Source organism: Phenylobacterium sp. 58.2.17 (assembly GCF_026411515.1).
GTDB lineage: Bacteria > Pseudomonadota > Alphaproteobacteria > Caulobacterales > Caulobacteraceae > Phenylobacterium.
The window spans coordinates 1-23,325 of the sequence record NZ_JAPMTQ010000011.1 but is presented as its reverse complement, the minus strand read 5'-3'; the positions used below and the strand labels follow the sequence as shown (position 1 = coordinate 23,325).

The following is a 23,325-nucleotide window of genomic DNA, read 5'->3' as shown; positions in this document are numbered from 1 at the left end:
AGACGCAAAGCGTGAAGATGGCGAGTCCGGACAGCTCAGGCCGGCTCAAGCTCGACGAAGTCGCCCAGCTGGGCAGCCAGCGCCTTCTGGAAAGCCGGCCTGGCCTCGCAGCGGGCCTGATAGGCGGCCAGGGTCGGGAACTTGGCCATCAGGTCAGTGTGACGCAGGTTGCGCAGCACCGTGACCATCATCAGGTCGCCGGCCGTGAAGCCGTCTTCCTCCAGATAGTCCCTGTCGCCGAGACTGGCGGCCAGTTCGCCGAGCCGCTGCTCGACGAAGGCGACTAGGCCCGGCCGGCGCAGACGCGCCCACTCCTGGTCGGCGTTGAAGAGGTCGAGCTCGGCCAGGTTCTGGATCGGCGGCTCGATGGAATTGAGCGCCGCGAACAGCCAGGCGGTCGCCCGGGCCCGACCGTCCCGGTCAGGCGGCATCAGGGCCGGGGCGCCGGCGGCGATGTGCAGGACGATGGCCCCGCTCTCGAACATCGCCAGCTCGCCGTCGCGATAGGCCGGGACCTGGCCGAACGGCTGCAGGGCGCGGTAGGCGGCGGTCTCGCGGTCGTCGAAGTCGATCAGCCGCGCGCGATAGGGCAGGCCCGCCTCCTCCAGCGCCCAGCGGACGCGCAGGTCGCGGACCAGGCCGCGGGCGAAGGGCGGAACCCACTTGAAGGCGGAAACCTCGATCATCGTGCATCCTCCGTGTCGAGATAGACGGCCAGCTTGTCGACCAGCGAGCTCCAGCCCTGGGTGTGGGAGTCGCGCGCCTCGAGGCTGGCGAACGGGGCCTGGTGGAAACGGAACAGGGTGCGGCCGCCGGCCAGGGCGGCGAACATGACGGTGACGGTGTTGTCGACGCCCCAGGCGCCGTCTTCCCAACGGAAGCTCATGACGATCTTCTGGCCGTCGACGATCTCGCGATAGGTTCCGGTCATCCAGTGGTCGCCGCCGGAGGCGTCGCGGATGCAGGCGCGATAGGCGCCGCCGACCCGGAAGTCCTGGTCGAACACGACCGTGACGAAGTCCTTGGGCCCCCACCAGCGCATCAGGTGCTCGGGGCTGGTCCAGACCCTGAAGACCAGGTCGGGCGGCGCGTCGAAGATGCGCTCGATCAGCAGTTCGTCGTCCTGCAGGACGGCGGTGTCAGTCGCTGGGGTCATGGTCCTTGGCCTCCTTGGCCTGGAGCTCGGCGAGATAGGCGTCCATCCGTTCGAAGCTGCCGTCCCAAAACCGGCGGTAGTGCTCGATCCAGCCGGCGGCGTCCTTGAGCGGTCCCGCATTCAACTGACAGGGCCGCCATTGGGCTTCGCGCGTCCGCGAGACGAGGCCGGCCTGTTCGAGCACCTTCAGATGGCGGGAGACGGCGGGCAGGCTGATCTCGAACGGTTGGGCGAGATCACTGACGGAGGCCTCGCCCAGGGCGAGGCGCGCCAGGATCGCGCGCCGGGTCGGATCGGCCAGGGCCTGGAAGGTGGTGCTGAGCGGGTCGGACATCGTCTTTATTTAACAGATAAGTTAATTAACTTATCTGTTAAATGCAAGGGGCGCGTTTTCGGCGGCGCAAGCGGCCGGCGTTGCGGTCAACCCAGGGCGGGGGTGACGTACTCCATGCCCTCGAGCGCCGGGCTGGCGTCGGCGGCGTCGAAGCCGGCCATGATCCGGCCGAAGCGGCCCTGGACCAGGCCGCGCATGTCCGGATGGGTGAAGATGTAGCGCTCGCCTGCCTGGACCGCCTCCAGCACCCGCCGGCCGACGCGGTCCGGCTCGATGCCACTGTCGACGGGCGAGCCGCCGGGGCTGGCGACCGGCTCGGTCGGACCGCCGTACTTGGCCTGGCGGGTGCGGCCCGACTTGTTGATCTTGGTCTTCACGAAGCCGGGGCAGAGCACGGCGACATTGATGTTCTCGGGCGCCAGCTGCCCGGCCCAGCCCTCGGACATGCCGACCACGGCGTACTTGGTGGCGGTGTAGGGCTCCATGCCCGGCACCGAGATCATCCCGGCCATCGAAGCGGTGTTGACGAAGCAGCCGCCCTCGCCGTGCGCGCGGACGTGCGGCAGGAAGGCCTCCATCCCATAGACCACGCCCATCAGGTTGACCGCGACGATCCAGTCCCAGTCGGCAGGCTTCACCTCGCCGATCGGGCCGCCCGCGCCGACGCCGGCGTTGTTGCAGACCAGGTGCACCTTGCCGAAGGCCTCGACCGTCGCCTGGGCCGCGGCGACCACCGCGGCGCGGTCGCCGACATCGCACAGCACGCTGGCGGTGCGGACCTGACGCGCCTCCAGCTCGGCGACGGCGGCCGCCAGCGGCGCCTCCTCGATGTCGGCCAGCATGACGTTCATGCCCGCGCCGCCGAAGGCGTGAGCCATGGCCAGGCCAAGGCCGCTGGCCCCGCCGGTGATGAAGGCGGTCTTTCCGTTCAGGTCACGCATATGGGCCTCTCCCCTCTTTTCTTGTTCTGCCTCGGCCCGGCTCAGACTCAGGCCTTGAGCCGGCTCACCAGTCGCTCGGTAGACGGATCATGCGCCCCGCGCGGCCCGCCCTCCAGTTCGCCGAGGATCCGCGTGGCGAGCGTCTTGCCCAGCTCCACGCCCCACTGGTCGAAGCTGTTGATCTCCCAGAGCACGCCCTCGACGAAGGTCTTGTGCTCGTAGAGCGCGATCAGCGCGCCGAGCGCCCCGGGCGTCAGGCGCTGCAGCAGGATGAAGCTGGACGGGCGGTCGCCATGGAAGGTCTTCTGCGGCGCCAGCACGTCGATGGCGGCCGCGTCCATCCCCTGGCCCGTCAGCTCGGCGCGGACTTCGCTTTCCGGCTTGCCGACCATCAAGGCTTCGGCCTGGGCGATGGCGTTGGCCAGCAGCTTGGTCTGGTTGGAAGGCTCGCCCTCGGCCGCTTCGGCGACGGCGATGATGTCCAGCGGGATGATGTCGGTCCCCTGGTGCATCAATTGGAAGAAGGCGTGCTGGACGTTGGTGCCGGCGTCGCCGAACACCGCCGCGGCGGTGGCGCGGGCGACCGGGCGGCCATGGACGTCGACCTGCTTGCCGTTGGATTCCATCTCCAGCTGCTGGAGGAAGTTGGGCAGCAGCCGCAGGCGCTGGGCGTAGGGCACCACCGCCCGGATCGGCCGTCCCAGGCCGTCGCGGTTGAAGATGTGGGCGAGCGCCAGCAGCACCGGGGCGTTGGCCTCCAGCGGCGCGGCGCGGAAATGCTCGTCCATCGCCCGGCCGCCGGCCAGGAACGCCTCGAACGCCTCGGCGCCCAGCGCGATTACGCAGGACAGGCCGACCGCCGACCACACCGAGTAGCGGCCGCCGACCCAGTCGCGGAACCCGAAAATCTGGTCGGCCGGCACGCCGAAGGCCTGGGCGACGCCCGGCGCGGCCGAGACCGCCAGCAGGTGCGCGTCGCCCGCCTGGCCCAAGGCGGCCCGCAGCCAGGCGCGGGCCACCAGCGCGTTGGCGATGGTCTCCTGGGTGGTGAAGGTCTTGGAGACCACGACGACCAGGGTGCTGGCCGGGTCGAGCCCGTCGAGCGCCAGGGCCATGTCGGCCGGATCGACATTGGCGGCGAAGCGCAGCTCGATCTGCGGGCTGAGGGGACGCAGCGCCTCCCAGACCAGCCGCGGACCGAAGTCCGAGCCGCCGATGCCGATGTGGACGATGGCTTTGAAGGCCTGGCCGGTCGCGCCGCGCTTTTCGCCCGAGCGGACGGCGGCGGCGAGGGCGGCCATGCCCTCGCGGGTGGCGTCGACCTCGGCCGAGACCGGCTGGCCCTTGGCCCGGAAGTCCGCCCCTTTGGGCGCGCGCAGGGCCATGTGCAGGGCGGCGCGGTCCTCGGAGGGGTTGACCGCCTCGCCGGCGAACTGGCGCTCGCGCGCGGCCTCGATCCCGCCGGCCCGCGCCAGCGTCAGAGCGATCTTCGCCTCGGCCAGCGACCAGGGCTGCTTGGAAAGGTCGAGCAGCAGCTCGGGCGCCTCGACGCTAAGCCGGTCCAGCCGATCCGGCTCGGCCTTGAACAGGTCGGCGATGCGACGCTCGCGGGCGGCCTGGGCGGCGGCTTCCAACTGGGTCCAGGCGGCGGCGAGGTCGGTCATGCTCAATCCTACTTGGTGCAAGGGCCTGTTTGAGACGGTCGCGGGGCGTTTAGGGTATCGCCGTTAGCAAATGGCGCCCGCCTTGCCGGAGCGTCCGGCGCCTGCCCCGCGGGTCAGCGGCCTTGCGCGTCCTGCAAAGCCCGGACGACAAGGCCTTCGGTGAGGATCTGCGGCAGGATAACCCCCTCGCCGCCCTGGGCGCCATAGACGAGGTAGAGCGGAACCCCCGCCCGCCCGTGCCTGGCGAGCTCGGCCTCGATCACCGCGTCCTTCCGCGTCCAGTCGGCCTTCAAATAGACCGCGCCGGTCTGCTGGAAGGCGTCGGCGACCGCCTGGCTGGTTAGGGCGACGCGTTCGTTGACCTGGCAGGTGACGCACCAGGCGGCGGTGAAGTTCACGAACACCGGCTTGCCGGCGGCCCGGGCCGCGGCGAGCTTCTCGGGGGAATAGGCCTCGTAGGGCACGTTCGCCTTGCCGCCGCCCGAGGCGGCTTCGGCGGCGGCCGGCTCGCCATAGTTCGGCCAGACCGCGGCGGCAGCGGCGACCAGGGCCAGCACCCCGCCCACGGCCAACGGCGCGATCACCGTGGCGCCGCTGGCGCGGCGGCGCTGGGCCACGCCGAGCAGCCAGGCGCCGAGGGCCAGCACGATCGCGGCCATGAAGATCCGCGCCAGGGCGGTGTCGCCGGCCTGCAGGGTCAGCACCCAGACCAGCCAGGCGGCGGCCCCGTACATCGGGAAGGCCAGCAGCTTCTTGAACCCGTCCATCCACGGCCCCGGCTTGGGCAGGCGCGACAGCAGGCCCGGCACGAACGCGGCCAGCGCGAACGGCGCGGCGAAGCCGAGGCCGAGCGCCAGGAACACGGCCAGGGCGGCGGGCGCGCTCTGGGTCAGGGCCCAGCCGAGCGCGGGGGCCATGAACGGCGCGGTGCAGGGGGCGGCGACGACCACGGCCAGGGCGCCGGTGAAGAAGGCCCCGACCAGGCCGCGCTTGCCGGCCAGGCCCGTGCCGACGCCCTGCAGCGAAGACCCGACCTCGAACACGCCCGACAGGTTCAGGGCCACGGCCAGCATCAGCAGGGCGAGGCCCGCGACCACCGGCGGCGACTGCAGCTGGAAGCCCCAGCCCACCGCCGCGCCGCCGGCCCGCACCGCGATCAGCAACAGGGCGAGGGCCAGGAAGGTAGCCAGCACCCCGACCAGGAAGGCCAGGCCCTGCGCCCGGGCGGCTCTACGCTCATGCGCATGGCCGGCGAGGGAGGCGGCCTTCATCGCCAGGATCGGGAACACGCAAGGCATCAGGTTGAGGATCAGACCGCCGAGGAAGGCGAAAGCCGCCGCCATCGGGAGGCCGAGCGCGCCGGACGCGCCGCCGCTCGCCCGGGCCGGCGGGCCGAGGCCGGAGGCGCCGGCCGGCAACGCCCCCTCGCTGGCCGCGATCTCATAGGCCCTGTCGCCGAGCGTCAGCACCCCGGCCATCGCGGTTGGGGCCTGCGGCTGCTGGAAGGCGTAGCCGGGGGTCAGCGTCAGGGTCAGTCCGTCCGGGCCGGCCTCGATCGCCTGCGGCTTGGCGTGGTCGATCACCGTGGAGTCGAAGGGGAAGAAGTAGGCCTCTGAGAGGTCGGCGCCCTTGAGCGCCTCGCCGGTGACCGCCAGGGCCAGCGCCGGGCCCTGCTTGGAGAAGACGGCGTTGAGCCCCGCCGGCGCTGGCGCATTGGCCAGCGTCTTGGCGATCGGGCCGCTCCATTCGGGATTCGGCTCGGCCAGGCCCTCGGCGACCGGCAGCGCCAGGGTCAGTTCAGCCTCTTCAGGGACGCAGATCTCCTCGCACACCAGGAAGGTGGCATGGGCTTTGAGGTTCACGATCTCGCCCGGCTTGGCGCTGGCGGGCGCGGTGATCGCCACCGGCAGCAGCACCTCGTCCTTGTAGCCGTAGTTCATCAGCGGCCCGGTCGGCTGGCGCGTGGGCGCCGGCCAGACGATCTCGCCGGCGGTCCAGCCGCCGGGCAGGGTCCAGGCGATGCGCGTCGCCTCGCCGCTGTCGCCGGAATTGCGCCAGTAGGTGTGCCAGCCCTTGTCGATCTTCTGGCGCAGGGCGACGTAGGTGGTCGCGCCCGGCGCGATCGACTGGTCGCGGGCCACCAGTTCGGCGACCAGGTGGCCGGTATCCACCGGCTGGGCGGCCGCAGGAAGCGCCCAGACGAGGGCGAAAGCCGCCAGGAGCTTCGCAAGAAGGCGCGTCATCCGGTCATCCCGTTCAGGTACGACCCGCTATATGGCCCGCCGGCGCGCCCGCGCAAAGCGACGCTGACGTCGCGACCGACCCTACTCGGCCAAGGCCAGCCAGCGGCGCGGCCATTTCCAGCCGAGCGGCCGCACCTCGCCGGGCTTCAGCGCCAGCGTCTTCACCGTGCGCGGAGCCAGCGGACCGATGACGTGCACCGGCTCCAGCCCCTTGACCGGGCTGGCCGCAACGCCGCCGATCAGCATGGCGCGGTCGATGGCTGTCCACTCGGCCTTGTTGCGATCCTCGTGTCCGACTGCGAAGAAGTGGCGCACGGGCGCCGGTTCCCCCGCCAGTTCGATCATCACTCCGATCAGCCACCCGCTCGACATCACCGCCTCATAGGCCGCCGCGCCCGCTCACAAAAGCTCGACTTGTCACCGTCAGGCGCGATGATCGGCGAATCAGCGTTTTTCCGAAACTGGAGTGCGTACCGTGCCCGCGTCGTTCGATGACATCGAAATGGGTCAGGTGGTTTCGTTGGGAGAGATCCCGGTCGAGCCCGCCGCGCTCGAGGCCTTCATCGCCGCCTTCGCGCCAGGTTGGCCCACGGAGCGGGGCGCGCCCGACGCCATGGTCTATGCGCTGTGGTGCCGGCTCGACGCCGCCTCGGCCCTGGAGTGGCCGCAGACCAAGCGCCTGGGCGTCGACGCCCTGCGCTGGGCCCGCAACCCGCCGGCCGGCGAACTGCTGCGCGGCCGGATGACGGTGATGGGCAAGGACCCGGTCGGCGACGGCAAGGGCATCGTCATCGCCCAGCACGACCTGCTCGACGAGGCCGGCCGGCTGGTCTTCTCCTGCCTGACCCGCAGCGTCTTCGCGCGCTAGATCCCGAAACGAAAACGGCGGACCGCAAGGCCCGCCGCTCCGAATTGGCTTTGCCGCGCCCTTAGGCGTTGGCGGCGGCCGGCGTCTGCGGCGCACGGGCCATGGCCAGGGCGATCAGGCGATCCCAGCCGGCCAGCGAGACCAGGTGGGCGTAGATCTGCGCCAGGGCGCCGTTGTCGCGCAGCTCGATGAACTTGTCGTGCGGCAGGGCGTTCAGCTTCTCTTCCGAGACGCCGAAGTACTCGGCGATGGTCTGCTGCGGGCCGGCGCTGCCGTCCGGATTGGTCGGGGTGAACAGCGCCTTCTTGGTCTCGAACAGGTCCAGGCCCTTCAGCAGGTCGACGAAGCTCTGGGTGCGCTGACGCTCCATCTCGTAGTCGTTGCAGAAGTTGATGCAGTTCTGCGTGTACTCGGTCGGCTTGCCGTCGGCGTCGAAGAACAGCATGTCGGCGTCGGCCTTATCGACGATGAACTCGGCCGAGCGGTCGATGCAGAGCACCATCTGGCCGGCGTTGTTGTCGGTGGCGAACACGAACGGATAGCGGCGGATGTAGGCCGGGACGTAGACGCCCGGTTCGAACAGGCCGTTGTCCTGCAGGAACATGTTCTGGCCGAGGTTCAGGCCCATCACCGCCAGCGGAATCTTGTCGTCGCCGACGAAGATGATCGGACCGCAGAGCGACGAGACGCCGAACTCGGTCACGGTCAGCGGAACGGCGTGACCTTCCTTGGCGAAGGTGAACGGGCCCGGCAGGCTCTTCACGCCCAGGCCGCTGTGCAGGTCGATGGAGAGCGGTTCCGGCTTCGAATAGAAAAGCACGTTGCCGGTGATCTGACCCATGCCGGTCGGGGTTTCGTTCGCCATGAAATACCTTCGATGATCCTGGGCGATTGATAGGGTTGCGCGAGCGGGCGGTTGTTTTGGCTTGTGCGCCGTCTCGGGCGAAGTCGCCGCTTCTACCCGATCGGGCAGACGCCCGCAAACCTGCTCGCAGCCTGCTTGCCTCCGCTGGAGCGAAACGCTTCAATTCGCCTCATTCGATAAGGCCGCCAAGGCCACATACCGGAGGATATATTTTGCCGATCTTTTATCCCGACATTCTCGACCAGAAGACTGCGCACAGGACTTTCTCCTACGACGACAAGGACGTGATGCTGTACGCGCTGGGCGTCGGCATGGCCCGCGACCAGATGAACGAGACGGAGCTGGCCTTCGTCTACGAAAAGAACCTCAAGGTGATCCCGACCGCCGCCACCGTGCTGGCCTCGGGCATGCGCGGCGCGGCAGGTCCGGCCCCGGAGATGCCGGCCGGCCACCGCCCCAGCCAGATCAACTTCCTGATGGTCGTGCATGGCGAGCAGAAGGTGGAACTGCACAAGCCGCTGCGCGCCTCGGGCACCTACACCGCCCAGGGCCGCACGGTCGGCGCCTACGACAAGGGCGCCGGCAAGGGCGCGGTGATCATCAACGAGACCGTCTGGACCGATGAAAAGGGCGAGAAGGTCGCCACCCTGACCGGCTCCACCTTCGCCCGCGGCGACGGCGGCTTCGGCGGCCCGTCGGAAGGCGCCCCCGAGCCCCACGTGGTGCCGACCCGCGCGCCGGACATCTCGGTCGACTTCGACACCCGCGACGACCAGGCTCTGCTCTATCGCCTGAACGGCGACCGCAACCCGCTGCACTCGGATCCCGAAGTCGCCAAGAAGGCCGGCTTCGACAAGCCGATCCTGCACGGCCTGTGCACCTACGGCATCACCTGCCGGGCGATCCTGCAGGAGGTCGTGAACTTCGACCCCGACCAGATCTATTCGCACCAAGCCCGCTTCTCGGCCCCGGTGATCCCCGGCGACACCATCACCGTCGACATCTGGAAGGACGGCAAAAACATCTCGTTCGAGGCCCGCGTGAAGGCCCGCAACGCCACCGTCATCAAGAACGGCCTGACCGTCCTGCGGTAGGTCGTCCGCCTCCGGAACGGTTCCCAAGGCTTGGGAGCCGTTCTAGAGAGGCGCCCATGACCCGTAGCTTCAGTATTGTCGCCGGCATGGCCCTGGCCGCCGCCCTTGCCGCTTGCGCCACCACCAACACCGCCGACGCCCCGCCGGTGGACGAGAGCCTGGCGCCCGCGCCGCTCAACCCGCCGCCCACCGACCTGACCGGCTATCTCGCCGAGGGCGACCTCAACGGCGCGGCCCTGCTCGGGCCGCCGCCGACGCCGCAGAGCCTGACCGGCCAGGCCGACCGCGCCCGCTACGAGGAGACCCGCGCCCTGGCCGGCTCGCCGCGCTGGAAGCAGGCGGTGGTCGAGAACGACCTGTGGGGCGGCGGGGCGCTGAAGCAGTACGCCTGCAAGCTGGGCGTCTCGATCGACGAGAAGCAGACGCCGACCGCGCTGAAGATCATGCACCGCGTCGAGCTGGACGTGCGCACGGTCGGCAAGCCGGCCAAGGACCACTACAACCGCCCGCGCCCGATGATCGGCGACGACAAGCCGATCTGCATCCCGCGCGAAGACTGGATGAAGACCAACGCCTCCTATCCGTCCGGCCACTCGATGACCGGCTGGGCCTGGGCGCTGATCCTGGCCGAGCTGGCCCCGGCCAAGGCCGATGCGATGCTGGACGTCGGCAAGCAGATCGGCGAGAGCCGGATCATCTGCGGCGTGCACTACGCCAGCGACATCGAGGCCGGCCGCACGCTGGCCAGCGCCATGGTCGCGCGGCTGCATGGCGATCCGCAGTTCCAGTCGGACATGAAAAAGGCCCGCAGCGAGATCGCCCGCGCCAAGGCCGCGCCGAGCGGCTGCGCCGCCTAGGACCGACGCGCCCGATAGAGGACGGTCGGCCGCATCGGATCGTCCTCTGCGTGACCAGGACCGGGGAAGCCGCTTAGCTCGGCGTCGTAGACCATGCCGAGCCGCTCCATCACCGCGCGCGAGCGCAGGTTGACGGCGGCGGTGATGGCGTCGATCTCCGGTAGGTCCAGACGCGTGAAGCCATCGTGCAACACCGCGCGCGCCGCCTCGGTCGCATAGCCGTGTCCCCAGGCCTCGCGGCTCAGCCGCCAGCCCATGTCGATGAACGGCCGCACCGGCAGCGCCTCGAACGAGGGCATCAATCCGCACGCTCCGACGAAGGCGCCGTCCTCGCGCCGCTCGATGGCGAAACGGCACATGCCAAGACGGGCGAAGGCGTCGTGGGCGCGATCCATGTAGGCGCGGGCCCGCTCGCGGGTCAGCACCCCGCCCAGCCAGCGCATCACCTCCTCGTCGCGGGACATGGCCGCGAACGGCTCAAGGTCCTCCTCTCGCCATTGGCGCAGGATCAGGCGCTCGGTCTCCAGCCTCATCGACGGGCCACGTAGACGACGTGCCGGTTCAGCGGATGATCGGCAGCCAGCCGCGGATGGTCGAAATCGCGCGACGGGTCGGCGACCATGCCGATCTTCCGCATCACCCCTTGCGAGGCCAGGTTGGTGTCGGCGGTGAAGGCGATGAATTCATCCTGGCCGAGGTTCTCGAACGCCCAGGCCAGGACGGCGCGGGCCGCCTCGCTGGCGTAGCCCAGTCCCCACGCCTGCGGGATGAAGCGCCACTCGAGCTCGATGGCCGGGCCGACGGGCAAGGCTTCGTTGACCGGGGCCAGTCCGGTCATGCCGATCAGTCGGCCGTCGGACCTGCGCTCCACGGCCCAGGCGCCCCAGCCATGCTCGGCGATGTGAGCGTTCAGACGATCGAGCAGCGCGTCGCTGCCGGCCCGGTCCAGCGTTCCGCCGAGCCAGGCGCCGACCTGCGGATCGCCGTTCAGAGCGGCGAAGTCGGCTCGGTCCTCTTCGCGGTAGGCGCGAAGGATCAGGCGCTCGGTCTGGATCATGCGAACGAGGTTACATGATCCAGACCTGCCGAAGCTAGGCCGGGCGCGGCCCCGTCAACGCCCCGTAGAGATCGGTGCGGCGGTCGCGGAAGAAGCCCCAGGCGGCGCGGTGCGTCTGCAGGAAGTCGAGGTCGAAGCTCGCCTGCACGATGCCCTCGTCGCCACGCCCCAGTTCCGAGACCAGGTCGCCGCGATGGTCGGCGATGAACGACGAGCCGTAGAAGGTCTGGCCGCCGTTCGGGTAGCCGTCCCACGGCTCGAAGCCGATGCGGTTGGCGCCGACCACCGGGATGACGTTGGAGACGGCGTGGCCCTGCATCGCGCGCCGCCAGGGCAGCGCGGTGTCGAGGCTGGGATCATGCGGCTCCGAGCCGATGGCGGTCGGATAGAACAGCACCTCGGCGCCCATCAGCGCCATGGCGCGGGCGCATTCGGGGTACCACTGGTCCCAGCAGATGCCGACGCCCAGGCGGCCAAACCGGCTGTCCCAGACCTTGAAGCCGGTGTCGCCGGGCCGGAAGTAGTACTTCTCCATGTAGCCCGGCCCGTCGGGGATGTGGCTCTTGCGATAGAGCCCCATGAGCGAGCCGTCGGCGTCGATCATCACCAGGCTGTTGAAGTAGTGCGGGCCTTCCTTCTCGAAGATCGAGACCGGGATCACCACGCCCAGCTCGGCGGCCAGCGGCGCCAGGGCGGCGACGCAGGGGTGTTCGCGCCAGGGATAGGCCTGCTTGAACCAGTGCTCCTCCTGGGCGACGCAGAAGTACGGGCCCTGGAACAGCTCCGACGGCAGGATCACCTGAGCGCCCTTGCCGGCGGCCTCGCGGATGAAGGCCTCGGTCTTCTTGATGTTGGCGGCCAGATCCATGCCGTAGCTGGTCTGGATCGCGGCGACGTTGATCGTGCGGGCCATCAGGCGGGCTCCTGCTGGGTGATGCAGTGGAAGGAACCGCCGCCGGTCAGGATGGCCATAGACGGCAGGCCGATGACCTTGCGGTCAGGGAACACGCTTTCAAGGGCCTGCAGCGCCAGGTCGGCGGCCTGGCCCTCGCCATAGGTCGGCATGATCACCGCGCCGTTGGCGATGATGAAGTTCATATGGCTGGCCGGGGCGGCCTTGCCCTCGGCGCCCTCGATCCAGCCCGGGGACGGGATGCGCACGACCTTCAGCTTGCGGCCCTGGGCGTCGGTCGCCTCGGCCAGGCGGCGGGCGGCGTCGTCATAGGCCTCGATGTTGACATCACCGCGGCCAAAGCCGACCGGGCAGACGGCGACGCCGGGGGCCACAAAGCGCGCCAGGTTGTCGACGTGGCCGTCGGTGTGGTCGTTGGCCAGGCCCTCGCCCAGCCAGATGGTCTTGGTCGCACCGAACGCCTGGGCGAAGGCCGCCTCGGCGGCGCCTTGCGTCCAGCCGGGATTGCGGTTGGGGTTCAGCACGCACTGGCCGGTGGTCAGCACGGTCCCGGCGCCGTCGTGATCGACCGCGCCACCCTCCAGGATGAAGTCGTGCGGGTTGAGCGTCACGCCGGAAGCCTCGGCGATCTGGGCGGCGACCTCGTCGTCGTGGTCGAGCTGGTACTTGCCGCCCCAGCCGTTGAACCGGAAGCCCTGGGCGAGGTCGGCGCCGTTCTGCTTGGCGAAGATCGGGCCGGTGTCGCGCAGCCAGATATCGCCGAAACGGCCGGGCACGATCTCGATCCCGGCGACGTCGCCGAGCAGGCGGCGGGCATCGGCCTCGCCGGCCGGGCTGCCGGTCAGCAGGCGCACGCGCTCGGCGCCCGGGCCGGCCAGGGCGCGGGCCAAGGCCGCGACCTCTTCCTGAGCCTGGGGGAGGTCGTCCTCCCAAAGGTCCTCGTGACTGGGGAAGCCCAGCCACATCGCGCGGTGCGGAGCCCATTCGGCGGGAACGAGAACGGTCATGGCCTGCCTTCATCCAATGAACGCGCGCAGATGGGCGGACGCGGCCCCCCCGTCAAGCATCGCATAGAAAAAGGGGCGGCCCGTCGCCGAGCCGCCCCTTCCGATCTGGCTCTAAGCCCGAAGGTCTAGAACTTGTACTTCGCGCCGATCTTGATCTGCCACAGCGAGTTTTCGCTGCGCAGGAACGGCTTCACCGGCTGCTGGAAGGCGCCGCCGACGCCGGTGCCCGAATAGGTGTAGGTCGCGCCCGGAGCCGCGCAGGCCGGAGCCCCGCCGGCGCCGCACTGGACGTTCACCACCGGCACGCCGCGGTAGAAGTCGTACTGTTCGACCACGCCCCACTCGTCGTTGAGCAGGTTCCCGAGGTTCTCGATGTCCATATAGACCTCGAGCTTGGCGCCGTTCGGGAAGAACGCCGGCAGTTCCTGGCTGAGGCGGATGTCGACCGTGGTCACGTCCGGGTTGGTGAACGAGTTCCGCGGCACGATCTTGCCCGCATAGCCGATCAGGCCCGACTGCTGCAGGAAGCTGTTGAACGCCGCCACGTCGAAGCCGGCCGCATAGTTGACGCGCGGGTCCGAGGTCGCGGTGACCTGACCGCCCACCGCCGCCGGCACGTAAAGCAGGGCGTTCGACGAGGCCTGGCGACCCGAATAGCTCGAGACCGAGTTGCCGAAGTCGTTGTCGAAGCCGCTCGTGGCGCTGTTGGCGAAGGTGTAGCTGAACGGCAGGCCGGTGCGGCTCTGCGCGAACAGCCGGATCGAGGTCTCGTTGTCCCCGAAGAACTTGCGGGCGTAGGAGACGTCGAACGCGAAGCGCTCGCGGATCTCATAGTCCGAGGTCGCCGCCGGCGGGTTCTGGACGTCCGACGAAGCGAACCGGGTGTAGCTCGACTGGGCGATCGAGCTGGTCATCGGGTTGGCGTCGGTGGCTTCGGTGTGGGTGTAGATGAACTTGCCGCCCAGACCTTCCAGGACGCCTTCGTTCCATTCCTTGGCGATGGTGATCGCGTAGGATTCCGAGCCGCCCTTGTCGGTGTTCGCCAGCATCAGGTCGTACGAGTTGCCGGTCGTGTCGCCGATGGTGTTGCGGCCATAGACCGGACGGCCGTCCGGAGCCGTGCCGATCTGCTTGGCGCGCAGGTCGGTCCAGTACAGCGCGTTCTGGTTGGACATCCGCACGTAGTCGGCCTGGACCAGCCAGCCGTCGCCGAAGCGGCCCAGGTCGAACTCGTAGCCGACCGACAGGTTGCCCTTCCAGGTCACCGGGATCTGGAACGACGGGCTGATGACGTTGGTGTTGCCGCCGCGCGGCGTGAAGGTGCAGCCCGTCGGCGCCTTGGTGATGTCGACGTTGGTCAGGTTGGCGCCGGTGCAGATGGCGTTGGTCTGGTTGACGCCGTTGTTCGAGAAGGCGTTCGACACCCAGACGTTCAGGCCGGTCGACGAGAAGCCGCCGAAACCGCCGGAGACGCGCAGGCGATCGGTGGGCTTCCAGTTGAACGACACCCGCGGCAGCACGACGTACTTGCCGTCGAGGTTCTGCTGGTTGGAGAAGCCGTTCCGCGAGGCGAACGCCGAGTTGTAGGTCGGCATGTCGTCCATCGAGTAGGTGTCGAGGCGAACGCCGGCCAGGACGTCGAGGTTCGGCAGCACCTGGATGCGGTCTTCGGCGTAGGCGCTGGTCAGGCGGTAGCCGAAGCTGGCCGCGCCGAGACGGGCCGTGCCGAGGGTGGCCGGGACCGTGCCGCCGTTCGGATCGACGCCGCCGGTCAGGGTGAAGCCCGAGGCGACGCGGTTCAGGTAGTTGGCGTAGCTCGAGAAGGTGTAGGTCCCGAGCGAGTTGGCGACGAAGACGTTGAAGACGTCGTCCTGCTCGGTCCGCAGGCCGACCATGAAGTCATGGATGCCCATGTGGTAACGGGCGATCGCCTCGATCGTGTCGACCTTCACGTTCAGATAGTTGTCGTGACGGTTGATGTCCGCGCCGTAGCGGAACTGGGCGTTGCCGGCGCCCGGCAACACGCCCGGCATGTCGTTCACGGTGACGTCGACCTGGCCGACGCTCAGGCCGCCGAGCGGCAGCTGCTGGGTGTCGGTTTCCTTGCGCGAGTAGCGCAGCTCGGTCGAGAAGGCGTCCGTCCACTGCGAGTTCAGCTGGGCCGTATAGACCGTCAGCTCCTCGATCTTGTTGTAGTCGTTGGTCTCCAGGCCGATCCGCGGCTGGGTGACGCTGTTGCCCTGGGCGAAGGTCGAGGTGACCGACCCGTTCAGCGAATTGCCCGACGTGCTCTGCCACGAGAACTCGGCGCGGTGGTTGTCGTTGATGTTCCAGTCGATCTTGACGAGCTTCTTCTCGTCCTCGACCGGGAAGGCGCCCGACAGGAAGTTGCCCGGATCGTAGCCGTAGATGCGCTGGGTGTCGGCCTGGAACTGGTCGACGGCGCCCGTGGTGATGCGCGGGATGATCACCGAAGCGCCCGAGCCGACCGGACCTTCGTCGAAGCCGAGTTCGCCGTCGAACTTTTCGTAGGCGGCGAAGAAGAACAGGGTGTCCTTGATGATCGGACCGCCCAGGGTGAAGCCCCAGGTCTTTTCCTCGAACGCCGAACCGGCCGGCTTGCCGCGCACGGTGTCGCCCTGGAAGTCACGGCCGCTCTTCTCGCCGAACAGCGAGCCCGAGAAGTCGTTGCCGCCCGACTTCAGCACGGCGTTGATCTGGCCGCCGGTGAAGCCGTTGTTGATCGGGCTGTAGGGGGCGATCGAGACGTTGACCGCGCCGACCGCGTCCAGCGGGAAGGGCGAGCGCTGGGTCGGATAGCCGTTGTTGTTCAGGCCGAAGTCGTCGTTCTGGCGGACGCCGTTGACGGTCAGCTGGTTGAAGCGGGTGTTGGTGCCGGCGAATGACAGCGCGTCCTGGTTCGAGACGTCGATGGTCGCGAACGGGTCGAGACGGGCGAAGTCCTTGATGTCGCGGCTGATCGACGGTAGCGATTCGATCGCCGCGGCCGAGAAGTTGGTCGAGGGGCCGCCTTGGCTCGGCGTGGCCAGCGCGCCGGTCACCACCAGCTCTTCGACCGCCGCGGAACCCGCGCGGTACATGTCGAGCTGGACGTTCGCCGGGTCGCCGACGCCGACGTTCTGCAAAGTCGCCTGGCTGCGCTCGAAATCCGCCGCCGTGGCGACGATGCGGTACGGGCCGCCGACGCGCAGGCCGCGGGCCGAGAAGTAGCCGTCAGCGCCGGTGACCGAGGTCGAGGTCGCGCCGGTCGGGACGTGCGTCACCGTCACCGTGGCGCCGGCCACGCCCGCGCCGCTTTCGTCCGTAACCTGACCACGCACCGAGCCGGTGGTTTCCTGCGCATACACCGCGCTGGACATGGCGCACACGAGCGCCGTCAACGCCGCGCCGGCGGCGAGCCTATTCATCATTCGCATTAAGGTCCCCTAATCCAACGGGAACGGGACGAACTCTAAGGTTCATGCCCCCCATTCCTGGCGGCCCCTATAGCCCGGAAAATTCGCCTGTGGGTGACGGAATCGTGACGGCGTGGTCACTTGACGTGACGGTCGCCAAATAAGCTGGCGCCTGTCGCTTTACAGACACGCTGACCCGCGCAAGTTTCCGGCCATCGACGACGCGAAGAGGCGGCTTTGCCCAGCACCCCACTGTCTGCGCACGGAACCGACCGCCATTGGCGCGCGGTGCTGATGATCACCCTGGCGCTGACCGCCGTGCGGATGGTCGCGCTGTTCGCCACGCCGCTCGAACTCTATCCCGACGAAGCGCAGTACTGGCTTTGGTCGCGCACGCTCGACTGGGGCTACTATTCGAAGCCGCCGATGGTGGCCTGGCTGATCTGGGCGACGACCTCGATCGGCGGCGACGCCGAGCCGTGGGTCCGCTTCTCCGCCCCGCTGCTGCATGCGGCGACCACCTTCTGCGTGTTCGCGATCGGCCGGCGGCTCTACGATTCCACCGCCGGCTTCGCCGCCGCGGCGCTCTATCTGCTGATGCCGGCGGTGCAGCTGTCCTCGCTGGTCGCGGCGACCGACGCGCCGCTGCTGATGTTCCTGGCCCTGGCGCTGCTGGCCTATGTCGAGATGCCGGCCGGCGACGCCCGCCGCCGCCTCTGGCTGGCCGCCGGGTTCGGCGCGGCGCTGGGCCTGGCCTTCCTGTCGAAATATGCGGCCGTATACGGACTGATCGGCCTGGCGCTGCACCTCGTCGCCTCGCCCGATGCGCGCCGGGTCTGGACCCTGAAGTCGGCGCTGGCCGCTTTGGCCGCCTTGCTGGCGACCCTGGCCCCCAACCTGATCTGGAACGCCGCGCACGACTTTTCGACGCTCCAGCACACCGCCGCCAACGCCAACTGGAGCGGTCGCCAGCTGTTCAATCTCGGCGAACTCGGCGACTTCCTGGCCTCGCAGTTCGGCGTGTTCGGCCCGATCCCGTTCGCGGTGCTGCTCGGCGGCGCGGCGGTGCTGGCCTTCCGTCGCCGACTGACGCCGGCCGACGTGCTGCTGATCTGCTTTGCGCTGCCGGCGATCCTGATCGTCACCGGCCAAGCGTTCATCAGCCGCGCCAACGCCAACTGGTCGGGCGCCGGATACGCCCCGGGCGTGATCCTGGTCGCGGCCTGGCTGGTGCGCTGGCGGGCCCGCTGGTGGCTGATCGCGGCGCTGGCGCTGCAGGGCGCAGTGGCCGCGGTGTTCCTGGCCTGCGTGCTCAACCCCGGGTTCGCCGACCGCGTGGGCCTGTCGAACGCCTTCAAGCGCGCCAAGGGCTGGGAGCAGATGACGCAGACCATGGCCGAGCGGGCCATGCGCGAACCGCCCGGTTCGCTGAGCGCGATCGCGGTCAACGACCGCTTCCTGTTCAACGCCGCCGCCTATTACGGCCGCGAGTTCTTCGGCCAGAACGGCGAGCCGCCGCTGAAGATGTGGGTGCGCGAGGCCCACCCCCAGAACCAGGCCGAGAGCGTCGCTCCCCTGACCGTAGCCGACGGCCGGCGGGTGCTGGCGGTCAGCCTGGAGCAGGTGTTCTTAGGCGAGATGAAGGCCGACTTCCGCGCCACGTCCGGCGAGGAAATCGTCAGCGTCTGGCTGGACCCCAAGCGCAAGCGCAAGGCCGAGCTATTCATCGCCGAGGGCTTCACCCCGGCCCCCCGCGATCCGGTTACTGGTAAGCCGATCCCCAGACAGCCTTGAGCGCGCGGTCGCGGCCGCAACCGATGCGGTAGGCGTTGTAGTTCGCCGGGTTTTTGCGGGCGTAGTCCTGATGATAGGCCTCGGCCGGCCAGAACCTGCCGCCGGTCAGGATACGGGTGGCCACCGGCTTGCCGAGGGTCTTGGCGACCTGCGCCTTCACCGCCTGGGCGGTCGCCGTTTCGGCCCCGCCTTCGACGAACACCGCCGTCGTATAGGACGGCCCGCGGTCGCAGATCTGGCCGCCGGCGTCGGTCGGGTCGATGTGGTGGAAGAAGCCCTCGACCAGCTTGGCGTAGCTGATCTTGGCCGGGTCGTAGGTCACCTTCACCGCTTCCAGGTGGCCACGGTGATTCTGGTAGGTGGGGTTCTGTAGCGCGCCGCCGGCGTAGCCGGAGACCGCGCTGGTCACCCCGGGCAGGCTCTCCATCGCCTTCTCGGTCGACCAGAAACAGCCGCCGGCGAAGACCGCGGTCGCGGCTTGCGCCGCCGGGGCCAGGGCCAGCGTGCTCAGCGTCGCCAGGGCGGCGGCGGTGCGAAGGGTCTTCATGGACTTCATGATCTCACCTCAAGGCGGCGGAACAAGATCCGCCGCAGTCTGGTGAAGATACGGACCCATGCCACCGGCAGATGCCGGCGCCTGCACATTCTGATGCGACGACGCGCGGGTTTCACCTGATAGCCGCGGGAGTTGCACGGCGGCCCCACTAGCCGACGATCTAAGTTCCGACCCACCTCCCGCGAGGAGTCACAATGCACCGCCGACAGGTGGGACACCTGAGGCTCGCCGGCGGCCTCCTGCTCGCCCTTGCGGCCTCAAGCGTCGCCGCGCAGGAACTCGAGCCGCGCTCCTATTCGCCATCGCCGGTCGGCGCCAACTTCGCCGTCGCCGGCTACGGCCGCTCCACCGGCGAGATCCTGTTCGACGCGTCAGGCCCGATCTCCGACGCCCATGCCGAGATCAATCTGGCCACGGCCGGCTACAGCCGGGTGTTCGACCTGGGCGGCCATCAGTCGAGTCTGACGGTGGCGGTCCCCTACCTGTGGGGCGACGCCGAAGGAAACGTGGGCGAGGTCGGCCGCGCGATCTCACGTTCAGGCTTCGGGGACGTCAGGCTGAAGTTCAGCACCCTGCTGGTCGGCGGCCCGGCGCTCTCGCCCAAGGCCTTCGCGGCCAGGAAACCCGGCCCTATCATCGGGGCCAGCCTGCTCGTCGTCGCGCCCACAGGCGAGTACATGCCAGACAAGCTGATCAATCTCGGCGCCAATCGGTGGGCCTTCAAGCCGGAGATCGGCGTCGCCTATCCAATGGGCAGATGGCAGGCCGACGCCTATGCCGGCGTCTGGATCTATGCCGACAACGACGACTTCCTGCGCGGCCTGACCCGCTCACAGGAGCCGATGGGCACGTTCCAGGCGCACCTGACCTATACGTTCCGCCCCGGACTTTGGGCTGGGGTGAACGCCACCTACTACACCGGCGGCGCCACGGTGACCGGCGGGGTCCGAGACATCAATCGCCAAGAGAACGCCCGGGTCGGCCTGACTCTCGCCGTGCCGGTGGCCCAGCGCCAGTCGCTGCAGTTCAGCTATTCCCAGGGCGCCCTGACCAGGTACGGCGGCGACTTCACGTCGTTCGCCGTGGCTTGGCGCACCCTGTGGTTCGACTGACGCCTTAGAGCGCGAGCTCGAACGCCGCCTCGGTCTTGGCCTTGACCTCGTCGACGCTGACGCCGGGGGCCAGTTCGACCAGTTTCACCGGGGTCTTGCCGCGGTTGATCTCGAAGACCCCCAGCTCGGTGATCAGGAGGTCGACGACGCCAGCGCCGGTCAGCGGCAGGCTGCATTCCTTGAGCAGCTTGGGGGCGCCCGACTTCTCGCAATGGTCCATGACCACGACGACGCGCTTCACGCCCGCCACCAGGTCCATGGCCCCGCCCATGCCCTTGACCATCTTGCCCGGCACCATCCAGTTGGCTAGGTCGCCGTTCGCCGCCACCTGCATGCCGCCCAGGATCGACAGGGCGATATGACCGCCGCGGATCATCGCGAACGAGTCGGCGCTGGAGAAATAGGACGAGCTCGGCAGCTCGGTGATGGTCTGCTTGCCGGCGTTGATCAGGTCGGCGTCCTCTTCGCCCTCGTAGGGGAAGGGACCCATGCCCAGCATGCCGTTCTCGCTCTGCAGCGTCACGTGCATGCCCTCAGGGATGTAGTTGGCGACCAGGGTCGGGATGCCGATGCCCAGGTTCACATAGAAGCCGTCGCGCAGTTCCTTGGCGGCGCGGGCGGCCATCTCGTCACGGGTCCAGGCCATCTTAAGCGCTCGCCTTCTCTTCGCGGGGACGGGTGGTGACCCGTTCGATGCGCTTCTCGTAGACCGCGCCCTTGACGATGCGGTCGACGAAGATGCCGGGCGTGTGGATGTGGTCCTTGTCGATCGAGCCGATCGCCACGAGGTTCTCGACCTCGGCGACCGTGACCTTGCCGGCCGTGGCCATCATCGGATTGAAGTTCCGGGCGGTCTTTCGATAGACGAGGTTGCCCTCGGCGTCGCCGGTGTGGGCCTTGACGATGGAGAGATCGGCGATGAGGCCGCGCTCCATCACATAGGTCTCGCCGTCGAACTCGCGGACTTCCTTGCCCTCGGCCACAAGGGTGCCGACGCCGGTCTTGGTGAAGAAGGCCGGGATGCCGGCGCCGCCGGCGCGGATGCGCTCGGCCAGGGTGCCCTGCGGATTGAACTCCAGCTCCAGCGCGCCCGACAGGTAGAGCTGCTCGAACAGCTTGTTCTCGCCGACATAGGACGAGATCATCTTCTTGATCTGGCCGCTCTCGAGCAGGACGCCGAGGCCGAAGCCGTCGATCCCGCAATTGTTGGACACCACCGTCAGGTTTTTGACGCCGGATTCCTTGATCGCGCCGATCAGGTTCTCGGGAATGCCGCAGAGGCCGAAGCCCCCGGCCATGATGGTCATGCCGTCGAACAGCAGCCCAGCCAGGGCGTCCACGGCGTCGTTGCGGGTCTTAGCCATGAGGCCCCTTTAAGCTGCCAGCGCGTCGTTGAGAACAGGGTCAGGTGAAAAAATTCATCAGTTGGCGAAGAATTACTCGGCCAGCGCCTTGGACGACTTCTTCATGGCGTCGGCCGCCTCCTTGTTGCCGGCCTCGCCCTCCTTGCGCGGGACGGAGAACGGCTCCGGCGTCGGGGTCTGCATGTTGCCACGCATCAGCCAGCGTCCCTCGGCGATGCCGCCGGCGACCTGCAGCTCCAGCCGCTCGGTGTCGCGTCGACGCACGTCGCGGGTGATCTCGGCGGCCTCGACCTCGTCGACGCCGAGCGAAATCAGGACGTTCTTGCCGAACACCAGGGCCGACTCGAAGGTCTCGCGGATCTGGTAGTCGACGCCGGCCTTGATCAGCCGCAGCGAGTGGCCTCGGTCGAAGGCGCGCACGAACAGCTTGGCCAGCGGGAATTCGGACTTCACCAGCTCGACGATCTTGTCGGCGACCTCGGGTTTGTCGACGCAGACCAGGATCGCCTCGGCGTTGGTCGCGCCGGAGGCGCGCAGCACGTCGAGCCGGGTGCCGTCGCCGTAATAGACCTTGAAGCCGAAGGTGCCGGCGGCGCGGATCATCTCGACGTCGGTCTCGATCAGCGAGACCTCCATGCCGCGGGCCAGCAGCGGCTGGCTGACCACCTGGGCGAAGCGGCCGAAGCCGATCATCAGCACCCGGCCTTCGAGATTGGCGGCCAGTTCGATCCCGTCCATCGACTCCTTGGGCGGCGGCATCAGCCGGGTGAGCACGATCACCACCAGCGGGGTCAGCGCCATCGAGAAGATCACGATGGCGGTCATCGCGGCGCTGGTCCGGCCGTCCATCACCCCGGCCGCGACCGCCGCGCCATAGAGCACGAAGGCGAACTCGCCGCCCTGGGCGAACAGGGCCGCGCGCTGGATCGCCTCGCGGTTTCCCGCCTTGAATAGCCGCGCGACGCCATAGATGCCGGCCGCCTTCACCGCCATGAAGGCCAGCACGCCGAGCACGACCAGGGCCCATTCGGCGGCCACCACCGACAGGTCCAGCGACATGCCGACGCTGAGGAAGAACAGGCCCAGCAGGATGCCGCGGAACGGCTCGATGTCGGCCTCGAGCTGAAAGCGGAAGGTCGACTCCGAGAGCAGCACCCCGGCCAGGAACGCGCCCATGGCCATGGAGAGGCCGCCCCACTGCATGAAGAGCGCTGTGCCCAGCACCACCAGCAGGGCCGCGGCGGTCATGATCTCGCGCGCACCTGTGCGGGCCAAGATCTGGAAGAACGGGTTCAGCAGCCAGCGGCCGGCGGCGATCACCGCGGCGATGCAGCCGAGGCCGATCAGCAGGCCGAGCCAGACCGGGCGGCCGTCCTCGACGGCGCCGCCGCTCATCGTGCCCAGCACGACCACCAGGGCCAGCAGCGGCACCACCGCCAGGTCCTCGAGCAGCAGGATCGAGACCGCGCGTTGACCGGCCTCGGTCGCGGTCTCGCCGCGCTCGTCCAGCATCTTCATGATCACGGCGGTGGAGGACAGCACGAAGCCGCTAGCGCCGACCACCGCCGCCGCCGGCGGCAGCCCCGCCAGCAGCGCCACGCCCGACAGCAGCGCGCAGCAGACCAGCACCTGGGCCGCGCCGAGACCGAAGATCTGGCCCCGCAGGCTCCACAGCTTGCTGGGCCGCATCTCCAGCCCGATGATGAACAGGAACAGCACCACGCCGAGTTCGGCGACGTGCAGGATGGCCTCGGGGTCGGCGAACAGCTTGAGCCCGAACGGGCCGATCACCAGGCCCGCGGCCAGGTAGCCGAGCACCGATCCCAGGCCCAGCTTGCGGAACACCGGCACCGCCACCACCCCCGCCGCCAGCAGGGCGACGGCGTGACCAAGGTTCATCCCCGCAGCCTCTGCCGCCATCGACGCTCCAATACGCTTGCCCGCCCCTCCGAGCAGGGCGGCCCTCGCGCGTATGTGGTGTCAAAAGGCGCCGCGGCGCAACGGGGAGCGCCGTCGGCGCCGCATGGGAAGCGGGGGGGGGGGGGGGGGGGGGGGGGGGGGGGGGGGGGGGGGGGGGGGGGGGG

General features: G+C 69.0%; 22 protein-coding genes. 5 read left to right on the top strand and 17 right to left on the bottom strand.

Annotation, left to right across the window (positions count from 1 at the left end; genetic code table 11):
* Positions 1-35 precede the first annotated feature (35 nt).
* From OUA97_RS09755 to OUA97_RS09725, 7 genes are all read right to left on the bottom strand, one after another.
* Complete coding sequence (locus tag OUA97_RS09755) at positions 36-686, bottom strand: glutathione S-transferase family protein (protein ID WP_267231703.1); 651 nt, start codon at positions 684-686, stop codon at positions 36-38.
* Positions 683-1,156, bottom strand: coding sequence for an SRPBCC family protein (locus tag OUA97_RS09750; protein ID WP_267231702.1), 474 nt, complete (start codon positions 1,154-1,156; stop codon positions 683-685). The genes OUA97_RS09755 and OUA97_RS09750 overlap by 4 nt, the downstream gene beginning before the upstream one ends.
* A complete protein-coding gene (locus OUA97_RS09745) occupies positions 1,140-1,490 on the bottom strand; it encodes an ArsR/SmtB family transcription factor (RefSeq protein ID WP_267231701.1) in 351 nt (116 codons plus the stop codon). Before OUA97_RS09745 ends, OUA97_RS09750 begins: the two co-directional genes overlap by 17 nt.
* Before the next feature lie 86 nt (positions 1,491-1,576).
* Complete coding sequence (locus OUA97_RS09740) at positions 1,577-2,431, bottom strand: SDR family NAD(P)-dependent oxidoreductase (protein ID WP_267231700.1); 855 nt, start codon at positions 2,429-2,431, stop codon at positions 1,577-1,579.
* Positions 2,432-2,478: 47 nt separating this feature from the next.
* The gene (pgi, locus tag OUA97_RS09735; RefSeq protein WP_267231699.1) at positions 2,479-4,095 is read right to left on the bottom strand and encodes a glucose-6-phosphate isomerase; all 1,617 of its coding nucleotides are present in this window, start codon (positions 4,093-4,095) and stop codon (positions 2,479-2,481) included.
* A gap of 113 nt (positions 4,096-4,208) precedes the next feature.
* The gene (locus tag OUA97_RS09730; RefSeq protein WP_267231698.1) at positions 4,209-6,338 is read right to left on the bottom strand and encodes a protein-disulfide reductase DsbD family protein; all 2,130 of its coding nucleotides are present in this window, start codon (positions 6,336-6,338) and stop codon (positions 4,209-4,211) included.
* 81 nt (positions 6,339-6,419) lie between these two features.
* A complete protein-coding gene (locus OUA97_RS09725) occupies positions 6,420-6,710 on the bottom strand; it encodes a hypothetical protein (RefSeq protein ID WP_267231697.1) in 291 nt (96 codons plus the stop codon).
* Positions 6,711-6,813: 103 nt separating this feature from the next.
* Between OUA97_RS09725 and OUA97_RS09720 the strand changes: the two genes are divergently transcribed.
* A complete protein-coding gene (locus OUA97_RS09720) occupies positions 6,814-7,206 on the top strand; it encodes an acyl dehydratase (RefSeq protein WP_267231696.1) in 393 nt (130 codons plus the stop codon).
* Between the two features lie 61 nt (positions 7,207-7,267).
* Here the strand turns inward: OUA97_RS09720 and OUA97_RS09715 are convergent, their stop codons facing one another.
* The gene (locus OUA97_RS09715; protein WP_267231695.1) at positions 7,268-8,071 is read right to left on the bottom strand and encodes a SapC family protein; all 804 of its coding nucleotides are present in this window, start codon (positions 8,069-8,071) and stop codon (positions 7,268-7,270) included.
* 212 nt (positions 8,072-8,283) lie between these two features.
* On the opposite strand from OUA97_RS09715, the gene OUA97_RS09710 reads away from it, so the two are divergent.
* Positions 8,284-9,165, top strand: a complete 882-nt coding sequence (locus tag OUA97_RS09710) for a MaoC/PaaZ C-terminal domain-containing protein (protein ID WP_267231694.1) — start codon at positions 8,284-8,286, stop codon at positions 9,163-9,165.
* Positions 9,166-9,221: 56 nt separating this feature from the next.
* Positions 9,222-10,022, top strand: a complete 801-nt coding sequence (locus OUA97_RS09705; RefSeq protein ID WP_267231693.1) for an acid phosphatase — start codon at positions 9,222-9,224, stop codon at positions 10,020-10,022.
* On the opposite strand, the gene OUA97_RS09700 is transcribed toward OUA97_RS09705, so the two are convergent.
* The 5 genes from OUA97_RS09700 to OUA97_RS09680 all read right to left on the bottom strand — a co-directional run bounded on the left by OUA97_RS09700 (position 10,019) and on the right by OUA97_RS09680 (position 16,436).
* Complete coding sequence (locus OUA97_RS09700) at positions 10,019-10,555, bottom strand: GNAT family N-acetyltransferase (RefSeq protein WP_267231692.1); 537 nt, start codon at positions 10,553-10,555, stop codon at positions 10,019-10,021. The genes OUA97_RS09705 and OUA97_RS09700 overlap by 4 nt on opposite strands.
* Positions 10,552-11,079 (bottom strand): GNAT family N-acetyltransferase, encoded by a 528-nt coding sequence (locus tag OUA97_RS09695; protein ID WP_267231691.1) that lies wholly within the window; start codon positions 11,077-11,079, stop codon positions 10,552-10,554. The genes OUA97_RS09700 and OUA97_RS09695 overlap by 4 nt, the downstream gene beginning before the upstream one ends.
* Positions 11,080-11,113: 34 nt before the next feature.
* Positions 11,114-11,992 carry an N-carbamoylputrescine amidase gene (aguB, locus tag OUA97_RS09690; protein WP_267231690.1) on the bottom strand — a complete coding sequence of 293 codons (879 nt, stop codon included), beginning with the start codon at positions 11,990-11,992 and terminating at the stop codon, positions 11,114-11,116.
* Positions 11,992-12,999 (bottom strand): agmatine deiminase family protein, encoded by a 1,008-nt coding sequence (locus OUA97_RS09685; RefSeq protein WP_267231689.1) that lies wholly within the window; start codon positions 12,997-12,999, stop codon positions 11,992-11,994. The genes aguB and OUA97_RS09685 overlap by 1 nt, the downstream gene beginning before the upstream one ends.
* A gap of 125 nt (positions 13,000-13,124) precedes the next feature.
* Positions 13,125-16,436 (bottom strand): TonB-dependent receptor, encoded by a 3,312-nt coding sequence (locus tag OUA97_RS09680; RefSeq protein ID WP_267231688.1) that lies wholly within the window; start codon positions 16,434-16,436, stop codon positions 13,125-13,127.
* A gap of 216 nt (positions 16,437-16,652) precedes the next feature.
* Here OUA97_RS09680 and OUA97_RS09675 point away from each other — a divergent pair, with 216 nt between their 5' ends.
* Positions 16,653-18,209: a glycosyltransferase family 39 protein gene (locus OUA97_RS09675; RefSeq protein WP_323690649.1), complete on the top strand. Its 1,557-nt coding sequence runs from the start codon at positions 16,653-16,655 to the stop codon at positions 18,207-18,209.
* On the opposite strand, the gene msrA is transcribed toward OUA97_RS09675, so the two are convergent.
* A complete protein-coding gene (gene msrA / locus OUA97_RS09670) occupies positions 18,178-18,756 on the bottom strand; it encodes a peptide-methionine (S)-S-oxide reductase MsrA (RefSeq protein ID WP_416362424.1) in 579 nt (192 codons plus the stop codon). The two genes, OUA97_RS09675 and msrA, sit on opposite strands and share 32 nt — an antisense overlap.
* A gap of 203 nt (positions 18,757-18,959) precedes the next feature.
* Between msrA and OUA97_RS09665 the strand changes: the two genes are divergently transcribed.
* Positions 18,960-19,877 (top strand): transporter, encoded by a 918-nt coding sequence (locus tag OUA97_RS09665; protein WP_267231686.1) that lies wholly within the window; start codon positions 18,960-18,962, stop codon positions 19,875-19,877.
* Between the two features lie 4 nt (positions 19,878-19,881).
* On the opposite strand, the gene OUA97_RS09660 is transcribed toward OUA97_RS09665, so the two are convergent.
* From OUA97_RS09660 to OUA97_RS09650, 3 genes are all read right to left on the bottom strand, one after another.
* Entirely contained in the window at positions 19,882-20,523 is a 642-nt protein-coding gene (locus OUA97_RS09660) for a 3-oxoacid CoA-transferase subunit B (protein WP_267231685.1), read from the bottom strand.
* A gap of 1 nt (position 20,524) precedes the next feature.
* Entirely contained in the window at positions 20,525-21,241 is a 717-nt protein-coding gene (locus OUA97_RS09655; protein ID WP_267231684.1) for a CoA transferase subunit A, read from the bottom strand.
* Positions 21,242-21,313: 72 nt separating this feature from the next.
* Entirely contained in the window at positions 21,314-23,161 is a 1,848-nt protein-coding gene (locus OUA97_RS09650; RefSeq protein ID WP_267231683.1) for a monovalent cation:proton antiporter-2 (CPA2) family protein, read from the bottom strand.
* Positions 23,162-23,325 lie beyond the last annotated feature (164 nt).